The 16,062-nt window shown below is 71.8% G+C and carries 14 protein-coding genes; 3 read left to right on the top strand and 11 right to left on the bottom strand.

Going from position 1 to position 16,062, the window contains the following annotated elements:
- Positions 1-63: 63 nt before the first annotated feature.
- The 5 genes from ACFVX4_RS13435 to ACFVX4_RS13415 form a co-directional block, all read right to left on the bottom strand.
- Entirely contained in the window at positions 64-1,386 is a 1,323-nt protein-coding gene (locus tag ACFVX4_RS13435; RefSeq protein WP_389975608.1) for a cytochrome P450, read from the bottom strand.
- 97 nt (positions 1,387-1,483) lie between these two features.
- The gene (locus ACFVX4_RS13430) at positions 1,484-2,458 is read right to left on the bottom strand and encodes a nucleoside triphosphate pyrophosphohydrolase (RefSeq protein WP_389975605.1); all 975 of its coding nucleotides are present in this window, start codon (positions 2,456-2,458) and stop codon (positions 1,484-1,486) included.
- A gap of 46 nt (positions 2,459-2,504) precedes the next feature.
- A complete protein-coding gene (locus tag ACFVX4_RS13425; protein ID WP_389975602.1) occupies positions 2,505-3,161 on the bottom strand; it encodes a SurA N-terminal domain-containing protein in 657 nt (218 codons plus the stop codon).
- A 159-nt stretch (positions 3,162-3,320) separates the two neighbouring features.
- Positions 3,321-3,722 carry a GtrA family protein gene (locus tag ACFVX4_RS13420; protein WP_389975599.1) on the bottom strand — a complete coding sequence of 134 codons (402 nt, stop codon included), beginning with the start codon at positions 3,720-3,722 and terminating at the stop codon, positions 3,321-3,323.
- Positions 3,719-4,681, bottom strand: coding sequence for a glycosyltransferase family 2 protein (locus ACFVX4_RS13415; protein ID WP_389975596.1), 963 nt, complete (start codon positions 4,679-4,681; stop codon positions 3,719-3,721). The genes ACFVX4_RS13420 and ACFVX4_RS13415 overlap by 4 nt, the downstream gene beginning before the upstream one ends.
- A 123-nt stretch (positions 4,682-4,804) precedes the next feature.
- Between ACFVX4_RS13415 and ACFVX4_RS13410 the strand changes: the two genes are divergently transcribed.
- Positions 4,805-7,348: a YfhO family protein gene (locus tag ACFVX4_RS13410; RefSeq protein WP_389975593.1), complete on the top strand. Its 2,544-nt coding sequence runs from the start codon at positions 4,805-4,807 to the stop codon at positions 7,346-7,348.
- A gap of 38 nt (positions 7,349-7,386) precedes the next feature.
- Here ACFVX4_RS13410 and ACFVX4_RS13405 read toward each other — a convergent pair whose 3' ends face one another.
- The 3 genes from ACFVX4_RS13405 to ACFVX4_RS13395 form a co-directional block, all read right to left on the bottom strand.
- Positions 7,387-8,925: a protein kinase gene (locus ACFVX4_RS13405; protein ID WP_389975590.1), complete on the bottom strand. Its 1,539-nt coding sequence runs from the start codon at positions 8,923-8,925 to the stop codon at positions 7,387-7,389.
- Positions 8,922-9,596, bottom strand: a complete 675-nt coding sequence (locus ACFVX4_RS13400; RefSeq protein ID WP_389975587.1) for a hypothetical protein — start codon at positions 9,594-9,596, stop codon at positions 8,922-8,924. Before ACFVX4_RS13400 ends, ACFVX4_RS13405 begins: the two co-directional genes overlap by 4 nt.
- Positions 9,597-9,715: 119 nt before the next feature.
- The gene (locus ACFVX4_RS13395; protein ID WP_389975583.1) at positions 9,716-11,842 is read right to left on the bottom strand and encodes an N-6 DNA methylase; all 2,127 of its coding nucleotides are present in this window, start codon (positions 11,840-11,842) and stop codon (positions 9,716-9,718) included.
- A 235-nt stretch (positions 11,843-12,077) separates the two neighbouring features.
- Here ACFVX4_RS13395 and ACFVX4_RS13390 point away from each other — a divergent pair, with 235 nt between their 5' ends.
- Both ACFVX4_RS13390 and ACFVX4_RS13385 read left to right on the top strand, forming a co-directional pair.
- Positions 12,078-12,911 (top strand): DUF4190 domain-containing protein, encoded by an 834-nt coding sequence (locus ACFVX4_RS13390; RefSeq protein WP_389975580.1) that lies wholly within the window; start codon positions 12,078-12,080, stop codon positions 12,909-12,911.
- Positions 12,912-12,949: 38 nt separating this feature from the next.
- A complete protein-coding gene (locus ACFVX4_RS13385) occupies positions 12,950-13,690 on the top strand; it encodes a hypothetical protein (protein ID WP_389975577.1) in 741 nt (246 codons plus the stop codon).
- A 75-nt stretch (positions 13,691-13,765) separates the two neighbouring features.
- Here the strand turns inward: ACFVX4_RS13385 and ACFVX4_RS13380 are convergent, their stop codons facing one another.
- The 3 genes from ACFVX4_RS13380 to ACFVX4_RS13370 all read right to left on the bottom strand — a co-directional run bounded on the left by ACFVX4_RS13380 (position 13,766) and on the right by ACFVX4_RS13370 (position 16,011).
- Positions 13,766-14,521, bottom strand: coding sequence for an HNH endonuclease family protein (locus ACFVX4_RS13380; RefSeq protein WP_389975807.1), 756 nt, complete (start codon positions 14,519-14,521; stop codon positions 13,766-13,768).
- Between the two features lie 264 nt (positions 14,522-14,785).
- Positions 14,786-15,565 (bottom strand): GntR family transcriptional regulator, encoded by a 780-nt coding sequence (locus ACFVX4_RS13375; RefSeq protein ID WP_389975574.1) that lies wholly within the window; start codon positions 15,563-15,565, stop codon positions 14,786-14,788.
- Positions 15,562-16,011, bottom strand: a complete 450-nt coding sequence (locus ACFVX4_RS13370; RefSeq protein ID WP_389975804.1) for a GntR family transcriptional regulator — start codon at positions 16,009-16,011, stop codon at positions 15,562-15,564. The genes ACFVX4_RS13375 and ACFVX4_RS13370 overlap by 4 nt, the downstream gene beginning before the upstream one ends.
- Positions 16,012-16,062 lie beyond the last annotated feature (51 nt).

Genomic DNA, 16,062 nt, shown 5'->3' with positions numbered 1-16,062 from the left:
ACGGTGAACCTAGCGGGACTCGAACGCGCGTCACAAGTCGATGCAGCGCAGATCACGCGAAAGTCACAGAACTGACGGAGTGTCACTTCTGGTGGTCGCGGGCCCCGGCGTGAACTCCACGGGGAGCGTGCGAAGTCCACGCATGATGAGCCCGCCACGCCACCGCAAATCGGTAGGTTCCACCGCAAGTCGCAGGTCCGGAAGGCGGTTCAGAAGCGTGGCGAGCGCGGTCTGTCCCTCCAGCCGGGCGAGCGGCGCTCCCAGGCAGTAGTGGATGCCGTGCCCGTATCCGAGGTGCTGATTGTCACGCCGTGCGAGGTCGAGCGTGTCGGGGTCCTCGAAGCGCTCCGGGTCGCGGTCGGCCGCGGCGAGCACCACGAGCACGGGGTCCCCGGCCTCGATGTCCTGCCCGCCGAGCGTCAGCGCTTCGGTGGCGAACCGCCAGGTGGCCAGCTCCACCGGGCCGTCGTACCGCAGCAGTTCCTCGATCCCGGTCTCCAGCAGCCCGCTCTCCCCCGAGTCGAGCGAGTGCTGGAGCCGTTCGCGCTGCCCCGGGTTGCGCAGCAGCGCGTAGACCCCGTTGCCGATGAGATTGACCGTCGTCTCGAATCCGGCGAAGAGCAGGATGAAGGCCATGGCCGCGGCCTCGTTCTCGGTGAGGTGCTCGCCGTGGTCGCTGGCCCGGATCAGCCCGGAGATCAGGTCGTCCCCCGGGTTCTCCCGCTTGCGGTGGATCAGTTCGGCGAGATAGCCGCGCATCTTCTTCACCGATCTGGCCACCCCGCCGCGCGGACCGCCGCCGTGGCGGATCATCATGCCCGCCCAGTCCCGGAAGTCGTCCTGGTCCTCGGGCGGGACGCCGAGCAGATCGCAGATCGCGTAGATGGGGAGCGGGAAGGCGAAGTCGTGGATGAGGTCCGCCTTCCCCTCCTCGATGAAGCGGTCGATGAGGCGGTCCGTCAGTTCCTGCACGCGCGGCGCGAACTCGGCGACCCGGCGCGGGGTGAACGCCTTGGAGACGAGGCGGCGCAGCCGGGTGTGGTCGGGCGGGTCGATGTTCAGCAGATGCGTCATCAGCTCGGCCTTGCGCTCGCCCGGGATGCCGGTCTTCCCCTTGGCGTGCGCCGGCTCGGCGTGGTGCGCCGGGTTCTTGGAGAGCCGGGAGTCGGCGAGCGCCTGCCGCGCGTCCGCGTACCGGGTCACGAGCCAGGCCTCGACACCGCTGGGCAGTGCGGTCCGGTGCACGGGGCTGTGCTCGCGCAGCCAGGCGTACGCCGGGTACGGGTCGGTGGCGAACTCCCAGGTGAAGAGTTCGGGTGCGCCGACGGGGCAGGCGGGCTGATCGGTGGCGCGGTCGGCGGGACGGTCGGCGGGGCTGTGGTTCACCCCCCGACGTTATCCGTTGCCCCCGGACGTCATCCGGCGCCCTCCGGCACGGTCCGTCGTCACCCTCCGGCACGGTCCGTTCCGTCGCCCTCCGGGGCTAGGCGTTGCCCTCCGCCGTCCTGATGGCGTCGCGGTAGGCGCGGCCCGCGGCCCTCAGTGCGGCCTCGGGGTCGATACCGTCCTGCTCGGCGCGTACGGCGAGGGCGAGGAGCTCGTAGCCGATGCCGTCGCCGGTGGGGAGCGGCACGTCGAGTCCCGCGGTACGGACCCGGCCGGCCAGCTTCGCCGCCAGGGCCAGACCGGGCTGGCCGAGCGGGACTCCGTCGGTGACCGAGTCGCGCTGCTTCTCGATGGCCTTGGTCCGCAGCCAGTGCGCGTGCACGTCCTCCGGGGTCTCGGCGCTCTCGTCGCCGAAGACGTGCGGGTGGCGGTGGATCAGCTTCTCGACGAGGGTCGCGGCCACGTCGTCGACGGAGAACGGCTCCGCCCCGTCCTCGGGGCGGCCTTCCTCGGCGATCCTGGCGTGGAAGACGACCTGGAGGAGTACGTCGCCGAGTTCCTCGCGCAGCTCGTCGCGGTCGCCGTCCTCGATCGCCTCGACGAGTTCGTACGCCTCCTCGATGGCGTACTTGGCGAGGCCCTTGTGGGTCTTCTGCGAGGTCCACGGGCATTCGAGCCTGATCCGGTCCATGACCTGGACCAGATCGAGGAGCCGGGCGCCCGGCAGATCGTACGAACCGGGCAGCAGCTCCAGGTCCGGCATCCGCACCCGGCCCGAACCGGCGAGCCGGGCCAGACCGTCGGTCAGCGGCTGATCGCCCTCGCCGCCCGCGAGGACGACGACGGTCCGGCCGCCCGCGCAGGCGTCGACGAGTTCCTGCGCGGTGGACACGGAGTGCTCGACGGTGACGCCCGCCTCGCGCAGATACGGCAGCTGCGGGTGGTCCGGCTCGGCGCAGAGCACCCGGTCGGCGGCGTGCAGCGCCTGCCAGGCGGGCCAGGACAGGAGTCCGGGCGCGACACGGTGGCTGGCGGTGAGCAGAACGATACGGCCGGGGTCTTCAGCGTTCACTGTTCGAATCTACCTCGGTCGTTCGCGTCGCCCGTTCCGCGGCCGGTCAGGCGCCGGCCTCGGTGTCCGCGCCGGCCGGCTTGGTGACCTGGGTGATCCAGGGGGCCTTGTGGTCGGCGAGCTGGGTCTGCTTGCTGTCCCAGGTGCCGTAGCGCGGATTGACGTCGACGCGCAGTGCCTTCGACGCCTTGCCGAGCGCCTCGCCGACGGCCTGCTGACCGGCGGGCTGCTGCAGGTCGGCGCCGAGCGCCTGGGCCAGCTTCGTCAGCTGGACCTGCTCGCGCAGGACGGCGTCGATCTGGCCGGGTGCGACCCAGCCCCGCTGGAGCATCGCCGTCCGCAGCTGCGCCTCCCCGCCGGACTGGGCCGCCGCGGTCTTGCGCATCTGCTGGATCTCGTTGCGGTTGACGCTCACGCCCGCGTCCTGCGCGGCCCGGTCCAGCACCCGGTCGAAGATCATGGTTTGCAGTTTGACCCGGCTGAGCTGCCCGGACTTGTCGATGAGCTGGGAGGCGTCCTTCGAATCGCGCTGGGCCTCGCGTACGGCCGCCACCTGGCTCTGCAGCGTGGAGACCTCGATCCGGTCCCCGCCGACGACGGCCGCGGCGCCCGGGTGGGCCTCGCTGCCGCAGGCGGTCAGGAGTGGGGCGCCGGCGAGCAGGGCGGCGGAGACGGTGAGCGCGGTGCGACGGCGGCGGTGCAAAGGAACCTCCCGGGGAGACTTTGTGCATCAGTGCACAAGACCTTGCGGTGATCGATGTTAGGCAGTGGACGTGGCTGGGGCCACCGATTCGACCAACGATTCGGAAGGAGTTGCGGATATGGGCCCGTTGGGGACCGCCCGGGGCCGCCCGACAGCCTCTCAGGGCACGCGTTCGGCCGACGGGGCCGGGGTGTCCGGTCGCAGCATGATCGTGCGCGAGACGACGAAGGTGATCGGGATGGCCGCCGCGGCCGCGACCAGCGGCGCGTACCGGCTGCTGAACCCGGCGAGATCGACCAGCAGATAGACACCGCCGGTCGTGATGACGAAGTTGGCGGCGTTGGTGAGCGGGAAGAGCAGGAACTTCCGCCAGGTGGGCCGGGTCCGGTAGGTGAACCAGGAGTTCAGGAAGAAGGAGCCGATCATGCTCAGCGCGAAGGCGATCGCATGGGCGGCGATATAGGGCAGCCACGTCAGCAGGACGAGGTAGCAGCCGTAGTACGTGCCGGTGTTCACCACTCCCACGAGGGCGAATCGGGCCATCTGTGCTGTGACCGTCATCGGCGTACGAACTCCTGGGGCTCCCGTATCTTCTGCGGCGCCCCGGTGTTCGTGGCCTTCACCAGGAAGTGCGGGCGTCGCTTCACCTCGTAGTAGATACGGCCGACGTACTCGCCGACCACCCCGACCATCACCATCTGGACCCCGGCGAGTGCGGTGACCACGACGAGAAGGGTGACATAGCCGGGGGTGTCCACCCCCTGCACCAGGGCGACCCCGACGATCCACGCCGCATAGGCGAAGGCCACCGACAGCAGCAGCATGCCCAGGTAGAGCGCGGCGCGCAGCGGTTTGTTGTTGAAGGACAGCAGCCCGTCGAGACCGTAATTGAGCAGCTTTCCGAAGGTCCAGGCGGAACTGCCCTGTTCGCGGACGGCATTCTCGTAGTTGAAGGTCGTCGTGCGGAATCCCACCCAGGCGAAAAGGCCCTTGGAGAACCGGTTGTATTCGGTGAGTTCCAGTACGGCGTCGACGGTGCGGCGGGACAGCAGCCGGAAGTCCCCGACACCGTCGACCAGTTCCACGTCCACCATGCGGTTGATCAGCCAGTAGTAGGCGCGGGCGCTGAGGGTGCGGGTGACGCGGTCGCCCTTGCGGGTGCGGCGGGCGATCACCTGGTCGTAGCCCTGCGCGTGTTCCTCCAGCATCCGGCCCACGAGCTCGGGCGGGTGCTGGAGGTCGGCGTCCATGATGACCACGGCGTCGCCCTCGGCGTGCTGGAGGCCGGCCAGCATGGCGGCCTCCTTGCCGAAGTTCCGGCTGAAGGAGACATAGCGGACCCGTGGGTCGGCGGCGGCCAGCTCCTGGAGGATCACCAGGGTCCGGTCCGCGCTGCCGTCGTCGACGAACACCAGCTGGAATTCATGTCCCAGCCCGGCCATTTCGTCCGTGACGCGTTCATGGAAGCGTTCGAGGATCTCTTCCTCGTTGAAACAAGGCACCACCAGAGAGATCAGCACGGATGTACATCAGCGCGGCCAGATGTCGGAACCCGATGCAGCACGTGACCGATGAGCGTCCATCAAGTGAACTGACCCATTTCGGCCCGGGTTTGAGCGTTCGAAGCTGGCATATTCCTGCGTATGCCGACTTCCCGCCCCCGCCTGCGCGCGGGCTCGCTCGCCGCGCTGCTCACCGTCGCCGCAGTCTGCGCGGGTGACACCGTGGCGCGCGTCTTCCCGTTCGGGCCGCACACACGCAGCGTCAACGACCTGGGCAATCAGTTCGTGCCGTTCCACGCCCGGCTGTGGGACCTGCTGCACGGGAATGCCGACGGCGGGCTGCTGCTCAACTGGTCCTCCGGGTACGGGACGAGTTTCCTGCCGGATCTCGGCACCTATCTGACCAGCCCGTTCGCCCTGCTCGTCGGGGTCTTCCCGCGTGACCGGATCGATCTCGCGGTCTATGTGGTCACGGTCCTGAAGATGGCGTCGGCGGCGGCGCTGATGGCCCTGTTCCTGCTGACGCTGCGCGGCGGGCGCTGGTGGGCGGCCGGGGCGCTCGGCGCTTCGTACGCGCTGTGCGGCTGGTCGGTTGCCGAGGCCTCGTACAACCCGATGTGGCTGGACGGGCTGGTCGCCCTGCCGCTGCTCTGCCTGGTCGCCGAATGGGCCCGTACGGGACGGCACCGGGTCGCCGGTCCGCTGCTCGTCGCGGTGATGTGGGCGGCCAACTTCTACACGGCGTACATGGCGACGCTCGGTGCCGCCCTGGTGCTGGCCGTCCGGCTCTTCACCGAGCGGGACGACCGGCGGACGGTGGTCCGGGGGCTGGTGCGGGCCGTCTGCACGGTCGGGGTGGGCGTCGGGCTCTCGGCGCCCGTCCTGCTCCCCGTCTACCTGGGCACCAAGCACGCCTACCCGGGCTGGGACCGTCCGTTCGCGCCCGCCGCATGGCCCGATGTGCTCGCCCGGCTGCTGCCCGCCACGTACAGCTTCTTCACCCCGGCCCTCTTCCTCGGCACCGGCACCCTGCTCCTGGCCTGTGCGCTGGCCTTCCAGCGGTCCGTGCCGGGGCGCGAGCGGTGGGCGTGGACGGGGCTGGTGGCCGGGGTCGCACTGTCGTTGCAGTGGGGCCCCACGCATCTGCTCTGGCATGCCTTCACCACGCCCAACGGCAGTCCGTACCGGCAGACGTTCGTGCTGGCCGGGCTGGTGGTGATCGCCGCCTGGGTCTCGGTCTCGTACGACTGGCCGGGGCGGCGGGCGCTGCTCGGCGGGGGCGCGGTCCTGGTGCTGCTCGCGGCCGGGGCCGGCTTCAGCGACCTGGTCACCGGGTGGACGTATCCGCTGTTCGCGGTGGGTCTGGTGGCCGCGGCCTGCGCTCTGGTGCTGGTCGGGCGGGGCCGGCGGCTCGCGGCGCTGGCCGCCGTGCTGCTGATCGGCGCGCAGGCCGGGCAGGCCGCCGCGACCACCGCGTACTTCGACCGGCAGCGGCTGAACCGGCTCGACGACTACGCGCCGTGGGGCGAACGGCAGCGGACCCAGGCGGCCGTGGTCGCGGGCGCCGACGGCTGGCCGGGCTATCGCACGGACCCCGGCCGGGAGCAGACCACCGCGAACGATCCGCTGCTGGTGGGCGGGCAGGGCGGCGCGTACTACAGCAGCCACACGCCCGCCGTGCTGACCCGCACGATGCGGGCGCTCGGCGGCGGGTGGACGTCGAACGGCCGGGCCGTGCAGAGCCTCGACAACCCGGTCACGGACGCAGTCTTCTCGGTCGGCGCGCGGGTGCGCGGGCCGCGCGATCCGCACCAGGGGGCGAACCTCCCGGACGACCGGCCGGTGACGGTGAGCCGTGCCGAGACGCCGCCACTGGTGACGGTGCGCCGGCCGGGCGGTCCGGTGCCGTACGGCCGTTCACCGTTCCGGAACCAGGAGCAGCTGCTCGGCTCGCAGGTCTACACGGTCCCGACGACAGTGCTGCGGACGGCGGACGGCGACGCGGTGGCCGACAAGGGGGCGTACGACTACCGGGTCGGACGCGGCACCTACACGCTGACCGCCGCCTGCCCGGCGGGCACCGAGGCATATCTGTGGTCGCCCGACATGTTCGGCTGGGCACGGCTCGGCGACGGCCCGGAGGTCGATTTCAAGGGGCAGTTGCCGGCCCGGCGTGCCGCGATGCAGCACCTGGGCACGGTCGGCGGGGCCGGGAGCGTGCGGGTCACGCTGACCCCGGTGCGCGCCGGGACCGTGCCGCATCGGGCGATCGGCTGTCTGGACCGGGCCCGGCTGTCCTCGGCGGTCGCCGGACTGAAGCGCACCGGCGCGGCCACGGTCCACGTCACCGACCACGGCATCCGGGCCGAACTGCCGCCCGGCACCACCGGAACGGTCGTGATCGCCGCGCCCCGGATCGCGGGCTGGAGCTGCCAGGGCCGCCCCGCCGACAGCTACCTGGGCCTGGTCGCCACCCCGGCCCCGGCCCGCGGCACGGCGGTCGACTGCACGTTCCGGCCCCCGGGCCTGCGGGCGGGCGCGTTGACCGGTGCGGGCGCGCTCAGCGTCCTCGTGCTCGGCGGGGCGGTGCTCGCGTACCGGCGGCGACGGGACGCGGAGGCCGGGCTGCCCGGCCCCGACCGGCAGCGACAGCACGCCGGGACACCGGAGCCCGTGGACGCCTGACAGGGGCCGGGGGCAGGACGCCTGCCCCCGGCCGGTGGTCAGCCGCCCCGCACCTCCACCTGACGGTCGAGCCGGCGGCGCAGCTCCACCGGCAGCGGGTGGTGGGGCCCATAGGCCCGCTCGGCGTCGTACAGCAGCGCCTGGAGCTGCACGTGCGCCGTCACGTGGTCGCCGAGCGCGAGCAGCAGGTGCGCGATGCGGTTGCGGATCTCGAAGGAGCGGGCCGGGTCGCCGCCCGTGGCGCGGTGGTTCTCGTAGTACGGGAGGACCGCGCGGTACTCCGCGAGCGCGGCGGCCGGTTCGCCGAGCTGCTCCAGGCACTGGGCCGCGTCGTAGCGGAACTGGAGCGTCTGCGCGTCGGCCGGGCCGGCCTCCGCCGCGCGGTCGTCGGCGAGGCGGCGCAGCTCGGGCAGGGCACGGCGGTACTGGCCGTCGTCCATCAGCGTCGCCGCGTACTGCTTGCGCAGGATGCGGACCACGGCGGAGTCCTCGCCGTGCTGCTCGGCGGCGACCGGGAGGATCGAGCCGAGGATGTCCACGGCCTGGGTGATGCGGCCCTCGCCGAGCAGCTTCTTGACGTCGTCGACGGCGGCGGCCACATCGGGCCGGGCCGCCGCGGGGGCGGGCGGGGCCGGTGGCGGGGGCGGGGCGGCGGCCCGGTCGGGCCACGGGGCGTGCGGGCGCAGGAAGGGGCGGGTCGGGTCGAGCGGTCCGACGGAGAGCCCGGTGCCCGGCGAGGGGAGCAGCGGGGCGAGGTGTTCGTACACCTCCTGGGCGCCGGACGGCCGGTGCTGCGGGTCCTTGGCCAGCAGCCGCAGCACCAGCGCTTCGAGCGGCTCGGGGATGTCGGGCCTGATCCGGCGGACCGGGACCGGCGGCTCGTAGAGGTGGCGGTGCAGCACACCGAGTGCGGTGGACCCGGCGAACGGCACGTCGCCGCTGAGCAGTTCGTGGAGGAGCACGCCGAGGGCGTACAGATCGGTGTACGGGCCGACGGCGCCGCCCATCGCCTGCTCGGGGGCCATGTAGGCCGGGGAGCCGATCGGCGAACCGGTGTGGGTGAGCCGGGTGGTGTCGGTGTCGAGGACGGAGGCGACGCCCAGGTCGAGGACGGTGACGGTGCCGTCCGGGCGCACCATCACGTTGCGGGGCTTGAGGTCGCGGTGGACGATCGGCACCGCGTGCACGGCGCACAGCACGGCGCAGAGCTGGGCGGCGACCGCGACGGACCACTGCCAGGGGTACGGGTCGTGCTCGGCGAGATGGTCGGCGAGGTCGGCGCCCTCGACATACTGCATGACGAGGAACAGGTCGTCGCCGTCGCTGCCCGCGTCGTGGACGGTGACCAGGCCGGGGTGGTCGACCTGGGCGGTGACCCGGCACTCGCGGACGAAGCGGCGGCGCAGCTCGCCCGCGGCCTCGCTGCCGATGGGGCCGGTGACCCGGTCGGGGCGGAGCAGCTTCACCGCGACGCGGCGGTCCAGGCGCTGGTCGTAGGCCGTCCAGACCTGGCCCATGCCGCCCTGTCCGAGGATGGTCGCCAGTTGGTACCGCCCGCCGATGACTCGTCCGCTCACCGCCCCTCCTCCTTGCGGAGGTAGTCGCTCAACTCGTCGAGCTCGGCGCGGACCTGGTCGATGCGGTGGGGCTGGGGCGAGGGTTGCGGCTGGGGCTGGGGTGAAGGCTGGGGATGCTGTGCCGGTTGTACCGGCGGCGCGGGCGCGGGGGCCGGCATGGGCGCGGGCATGGGCGCAGGAGTGGGTGCAGGAGTGGGTGCAGGAGTGGGTGCAGGAGTGGGCGCGGGGGCGGGCATCCGCATCGGCACGGTGGGCGCGTATCCGTATCCGTAGCCGTATCCGTACCCAGGCACCGAGGCCGCGTAGCCGCCCATCCGGTGCTGCTTCGTCAGCCGTTCGTAGTGGCGGACGTCCCCGACCAGGTAGTACGCGACCGAGCCCAGCATCACCACCAGCAGCAGCGGGATGAGGACGTTGTCGATGCCGGTCGGCTCGTCGCTGCCGTCCCTGCCGAGGATCGGCAGGAGCACGCAGACGAAGACGAACCCGGCCCCGGTCAGCCACCAGTCGGACGCCCGGCGGCGCACGATCGCGAGACGGAGCAACGGACTCCACAGCAGCATCCCGAGCGAGCACACCGAGAGCACGGCGAAGAGCACGCGCATCGAGACGATCCAGACCCGGCTGGGAACCCGGCGCGGCGGCGTCGGCGGATGACCCGGGGCGTACATGGCTGCTCCTGGAGACCTGGTCGTGAACATCCGCGCACACGCTCCGTGTACGCAGATCCGAGCGTAAAGGGCGACACCGACAACCGGCCCCGGGTTGTACGGATCGGCTGTGGTTCAGCTCACTCCGGCGCGACCGTGCCATCCGTCAGCCCGTCGTACATCCCCTGGACGAGCTGTCCGCCGAGCCGGCCGGTCAGCCGCAGGGCGTCCTCGAACTCGGCCAGGGCACGGAATCGTTGCCCGTAGCGCTGCTGCTCCGCGAGCGGCAGCCGGGGCAGTTGGAGGCGGCGGGCGTCCAGCCGGGTGGCGGTGGAGGCGTAGCTGCTGGCCTGGCGGTTGTTGGCGGTGCCGCGCAGGAAGCCGGCCAGGAACCAGGGGTCGAGGGCGGCCGGATCGGGGCGCAGCAGCTGGAGGTTGCGGCCCAGTGCGGCGCCCGCGGTGGCGTCGTCGACGACTCGCGCGACGGAGCCGCCGCCGAGCACGGGGACGACGACATCGCCCGGTTCGACGAGGACCGGCTCCTCTGCGGGCCCGTCGACGGGCAGGCTTCCCGAAGGGGCGGTGGAGCCGAGGACGTCGTGTTCGGTGAGGACGGGCCCCGGGCCGGTGCCGGAGCCGCCGGTGCGGAGCTGGAGGGCGCCGGCGCGGGCGAGTTCGCCGACGGTGGTGAGCGGCCAGTGGGCCGGTTCGAAGGGGAGCACGGCCACCGGGGTGAGGGTGTCGGTGAGACCGAGCGTCTCGGTGAGCCGCTCCCGTACCCGGATCAGCTCGGCGGGTCCGCCCGCGGCGGCCGGTGGCGGCAGATGGCGGGCGGGGGCCAGGTCCACGTCGTCGTCGAGGAGTTCGATGACGGGTACGGCGCGGCTGACGCCGGGGCGGGCCGAGGCAGGGTGGCCCGGCTCGGTCCGGCCCTCCCGTCCGGGGCTTCCCGCGTCGTCGAAGCACTGCCAGGCGTCGAGCACGGCACCGTGCACCGCCTGCCAGTCGAGCCGGTCGCGCCCGCCCGCGGGGGCGGTCGCCGCCGGGCCCGCCGCAGGCGATTCGGCGGGTTCGGCGGTGTCGACGAGCAGCAGTTCGGGCGAGGGGTGCCGACCGCTGCCGGGCTTGCGGAGCACCCAGAGGTGGAGCGGGATGCCGTACGGGGGTGCGGCGCCGGCCGGGAGCGCGATGACGGCGCGCAGGGCGCCGCGGCGCAGCAGATCGGCGCGGATCCGGCGGCCGGAGCGGCGCGAGGCGGCGGCCGGGGGCATCAGCAGGACGGCGGTGCCGCCCTCGCGCAGATGGGCCAGGGCGTGCTGGACCCAGGCGAGTTCGGACTCGGTACGGGCCGGGAAGCCGTACTCCCAGCGCGGGTCGTAGGCGAGCTCGTCGTGGCCCCAGTTGCGTTCGTTGAACGGCGGGTGGCAGAGCACCGCGTCGGCGGCGAGCTGCGGGAAGGCGTCGGCGCGCAGGGTGTCGGCGGTCCGTGCCGCCAGGGCGCAGCCGGTGTCGGTGTGCAGGGCGAGCCTCAGCGCGGTGAGCGCGGCGAGGTCGGGGTCGGTCTCCTGGGCGTACAGGGCGGCCGGCCGGCCGACGGCACGCAGCAGGGCGCCGGTGCCCGCGGCCGGGTCGAGGACCGTGCGGGCGGGCCGCTCCCCCGTCTCCACCAGGGCGGCCATCAGTTCGGCGAGTCCGGGCGGGGTGAGGGTGTACTGGCGCGGGTTGGCGTCCAGCTGACGGCCGAGCAGGAACTCGAAGGTCTCCTGGACCCCGGTCCCGGCGGCGAGTTCGGCGGCGGCGCGGAGCAGCGGAACGGACGGGAGCAGTTCGGCGGGGCTCGGGGCGTGAACGGCCCGTCCGGCTTCCACCGCCGGTCCGAAGCGGGTGGTGAGCACCTTGTCGACGGCGAGGGAGAGCACGCCGGCCATCCCTTCGTCCGACGCGGCGGTGATCTCCGGCCAGGCCTTGGGGGAGGTCCGCAGGAGCAGCAGGGCGCAGCCCGTGTGGACCAGGGCGGGGACCGCGCCGGCCGGGTGCCCTGCGAGCTGCTGCCAGACCCGTTCCCGCAGCGGGACCTCGGCGAGTTTCCCCTGGTCGCGAAGCCATTGCTCGACCTCGGGCAGTGCGAAGGACGGGCTCGTCTCGGTGCCGCCGACGGGCTTGGGGAAGTCGGCGTGGCGGCGGCGCCAGTTGCTGACCGCGGCGCGCCCCACCCCCGCCAGCCGTGCGATCCCGGCCGCGGTCACCTCTGTCGAGTTCTCCGGCACTGACTGTCTCCCTGGTCCTGGCGCTCGTCCCGGTACTGCTTGTCGGCGAGCATACCGACCCGGTTCGCACGGCACCGATTCACAGCGTGCATCAACCCATCCATCGTGGATCGTGTTGACTCGGTTCACAAGCTCTGCTGTTATTGACCCATCGCCGCACGACAGCGAGCGATGCACGAGCACGACGCACGAATCCGCTCATCACCCATCCCTGCTTTTGCCGGAGGGCACAGCCATGTCCCAGTTCACACAGCCGCCGCAGTCCCCGCAGCCCCAGCAGCCGTACGCCCCCGCCCAGATGCCGGGCATGCGCCCGGCCCGTAACGGACTGGGCATCGCCGCCCTCGTCCTGGGTGTCATCGGCGCCGTGTCCGGCCTGATCCCGTTCCTGTTCTGGCTGGCGGGCATCCTCGGCCTCATCGCCCTGGTCCTGGGTCTGGCCGGCCGGGGCCGCGCGAAGCGCGGCGAGGCCACCAACAAGGGGATGACCACCTTCGGCGCCGTGCTCGGCCTGATCTCGCTGATCCTCGCGGTGGTGGGTGCGGTGATCACCTTCAAGGCCGTGGACGACGCCGTGAACGACCTCAACAAGGCGGTGTCGGACACCACGGCCTCCGCGAAGCCGAAGCCCGGCGGCGACTCCGCCAAGGGCGGCGCGGACAAGAAGAAGGACACCGGCAAGGCGCTGGAGGCGGGCGACTCGGCCGTGTACGACGACGATCTGACGGTCACGGTCGGCGACGCCGCCTCGTACACCCCGGACGCCTACGCCGCCGGACACACCAAGGGACAGAAGGCCTACCGGGTCGCCGTCGTCATCGAGAACGCGGGCAAGGAGAAGTTCGACGCCGCGCTCGTCAGCGTCTCGGCGCGGGCCGGCCAGGACGGTGTGGACGCCGAGCAGATCTTCGACAACAAGGTCGGCACGGGCTTCAGCGGCACGGTCCTGCCGGGCAAGAAGGTCACGGTCCAGTTCGCCTTCGACACCCCGGCGGACGCCAAGAACCTGACCGTCGAGGTCAACCCCGGCTTTACGTACGACGCCTCGCAGTGGGACCTGAAGCTCTGACCGTCCCCCTCGGACCGACCGACCGGAGCCCGACCACCATGCGCCTTCTCGCCCGCGCCTCGGCAGCCGCCCTGAGCGCCGCGACCGCCCTCGCCCTCGCGACGGCCTGCGGAATGCTCCCGGACGACGCACCCGACGCCACCGCCCCCTACGCCCGGCTGACCGCCCCCGAGGTCGTCAACAAGGCCCTCGCGGCGACCCGCGCCGCCAAGTCGGTACGCATGACGGTGGAGACGACCTCCCCCGAGGGCCCGGTCGAGGCGTACGTCGCCACGGACATCAGGGGCGAGTGCACGGTCACGCTCTCCATGGGCGCGGCGGGCACCATGGAACTGGTACGGACGGGCGGCACGGTCCACACCCGGTCGGACGCCGCGATGCTGCGCTCAGTCTCCGCCTCGCAGGCCAGGAAGCTCACCGGCCTCGCCAGCCAATGGGTGAGGCCCACCACCGCCGACCGGCACGCGAAGCTGGCCGAACGCTACTGCGACCGGGAGACCTTCCTCGACCTCCTCGCACCGAGGAGCGGAACGGCCCGCAAGGGACGGACGACCGCACCCGGCTCCGGCACACCCGCCCTGGCCGTCACCGGCGGGACGGCCGACGGGAAGTGGACGGCGGACATCGCCACCGACGGCAGACCTTTCCTGCTCAAGCTGCGCCTGAACCCTCCCCACCCGCACGGCGCATCGGGAAACGACACCGACCACGCCGCCCCCGTGACAGTCGAATTCTCGGAATTCGACAAACCGTTCAAGGCGAACAGGCCGAAGCCCTGAACCCCTGAACGCTCCAGGCCGCAGAACCCGCCCCACCCCAGGGCGGGTTCTGCGTACACCGCCCCACTCCTGCGCTCACCCGCCGCACTGCTCCAGCATCGCCGTCTTGTCGGCGGCGGTGACCGGCAGTTCGTACTTCAGGGACACCTGCGCGAACCGCACCGCGTACGAGCAGCGGACCGGCTTGTACGGCGGCAGCCAGGAGGCCGGCCCCGAGTCGCGCTTGGCGTTGTTGGCCGGTCCGTCCACCGGGATGAGGTTGAGCGGGTCGTTGGCGATCTGCTGCCGCTTGGCCTCGTTCCAGCGCGAGGCGCCCATCTGCCAGTCGTACGAGAGCGGCATGACGTGGTCGATCTGGACCTTGGTGGCCTGCTGCTTGCGCCAGTCGATGGTCGAGCCGGTGTACGGGTCCTTGAGGGTCATCGACACGACCACACAGTCCGAACCGGACCGGAACTTCACGTCCTTGCCGTCCCTGGCGAGGAGGTCGTTACGGGTGTCGCAGCCGTTCCTCGCGAGCGGTATCCCGTCGATCGAGTCCTTCCACGCGTAGCCGAACTTGTCCCGCGCGTAACCGGTCTTCGGCCCCCGCCCCTTCGTCGCCACCTTCTCGATGACCTTCCGCCCGGCCGCCCGGTCCGCCTCGGACGTGAGCGGCGCGAGCCCCGGCTTCGTACCGTCGGCGTTGTCGAGCGGGCCGGCCCCGAATCCGGTGACGGCCTGCCCGCCGCCGTCCGAGCCGCCGCCCTGCCGTCCGGTCCCGGAGGACGCGCTCTCGGGGTCGCAGCCGGCCAGGGCCAGCACCGCCGCCACGCTGAGGGCGGGCAGCATCACTCGGTAAGCGCGGGGAGATATCACTCGAAACCGTCCTGACGGGGAGAAAGCCGAACCCGGGAATCCTACGGACGCCTTCTCCTCGCGGACATGCACATGCCGACGGCCCGAGCGATTGCGGCGTGAATCACACCGGCCGAGCCACCGGACCGCTTAACGTACATCCGTGTACGTTACCTAGATGTATGATTCCGCCCCCGGCTGGAACGGGTGGCCCGGGAGGCTGCGGGCTGATGGCTCCCGCACCTCCTCCTGCGGTGCTCACTCGGCTGTGAACTCGTACTGCAGCTCGTACAGATGCCCCGCTTTGACCATGATGGTCGCCTCGATGGGCCGACCGTTGTCGCTGTAGACGACGCGCAGGGTGCGGAGCACTGGAAGGTCACCGGGCAGTCGCAGGGCCCGGTACTGCTCCTGTGTGGGAATCCGGGCGGAGACCCGGTCCACGCTGAGCCGTGGCGGGTAGCCCAGGTCGGCGAGGAGTGTCGGCGTGCCGCCGGGGATCTTCCGGCGTGCCTCCATCGCCGTGCCACGGGTGATCTCCAACGGGTAGTACGACGCGACAAGTTCGGCGGGCTCGTCGTCGATCAGGAGAAGTTGCCGCCGCAGGAACGCGGTGCCGGACTCCGGGAGCCCGAGAGCCTCGGCGACGTCCGTGGGCGGTCGGCTCTCCGCGACCTCAAGAAGTGTGCTGCGTGCCCGGGATCCACCCTTGACGATCTCGGTCAGCCAGCGATACGGCTCGCCCGGACCCGCCGCGGCCATGTACGAGGCGGGGCGGACGGTTCGCTGCCGGTGTTCGCGGACCGTCACGGCGGCACCCGCCCTGCCGACCACCAACTGTTCTTCCTTGAGCAGTTGCAGTGCCTTCTGCACCGTCGCGTTCGAGGCGTCGAACTGCTCCTTGAGGTGCGCCGTGGACGGCAGAGCCGCCCCGGGCGCGAGATCCCCGCCCATGATCTGGTCTCTGAGATCGGCGGCGATCCGTTCGTGCAGTGAACGACGGTCGGTGGCATCCGCTTCGGGTCCGGGCACGGTCATCCGATCCTGATCTCGTATCGCAGTTTCTGACGTCGTGGCGGCATCGCCATCACATCGACCTGAATGGGCCGGTCCGCCCCGTCGAGGGTAAGGCGGGTCAGTTGCAGCACGGGTTCACCGGCCGTCAGCCGCAGTTGCTCACACTCGCGATCGGTCGCCGACCGCGCAGTCACGTCCTCGCGCACGCGCACACCGACATACCCCAGGTCCGCCAGCAGCCGGATCGCCCCGCCACGGATCTTGGCGGTTCCTGCGAGGCCAGTGCCGAACGCGATATCCAGCGGGTAGTACGTGTCCGTCAACTCGCAGGGTTCGTCATCGAGATACATGATCCTGCGGCGGACGATGACGCACTGCCCAGCCGGGGTCCCCAGCAGCTCCGCGACCGTTTCCGGCGGCTCCACCTCGCCCGCCCGGACGATCCGCTGAGGAGTCGATGACCACATCGTCGGTAAGACCGTGTGGCTCACGTTCAAGATGCCCGCCGCCCACCTCAC

Origin of the sequence: Streptomyces sp. NPDC058240 (assembly GCF_042882135.1) — a bacterium.
Classification (GTDB): domain Bacteria; phylum Actinomycetota; class Actinomycetes; order Streptomycetales; family Streptomycetaceae; genus Streptomyces.
Note: the sequence above shows the minus strand (reverse complement) of the source record. Positions and strands in the feature narration are given on the sequence as shown.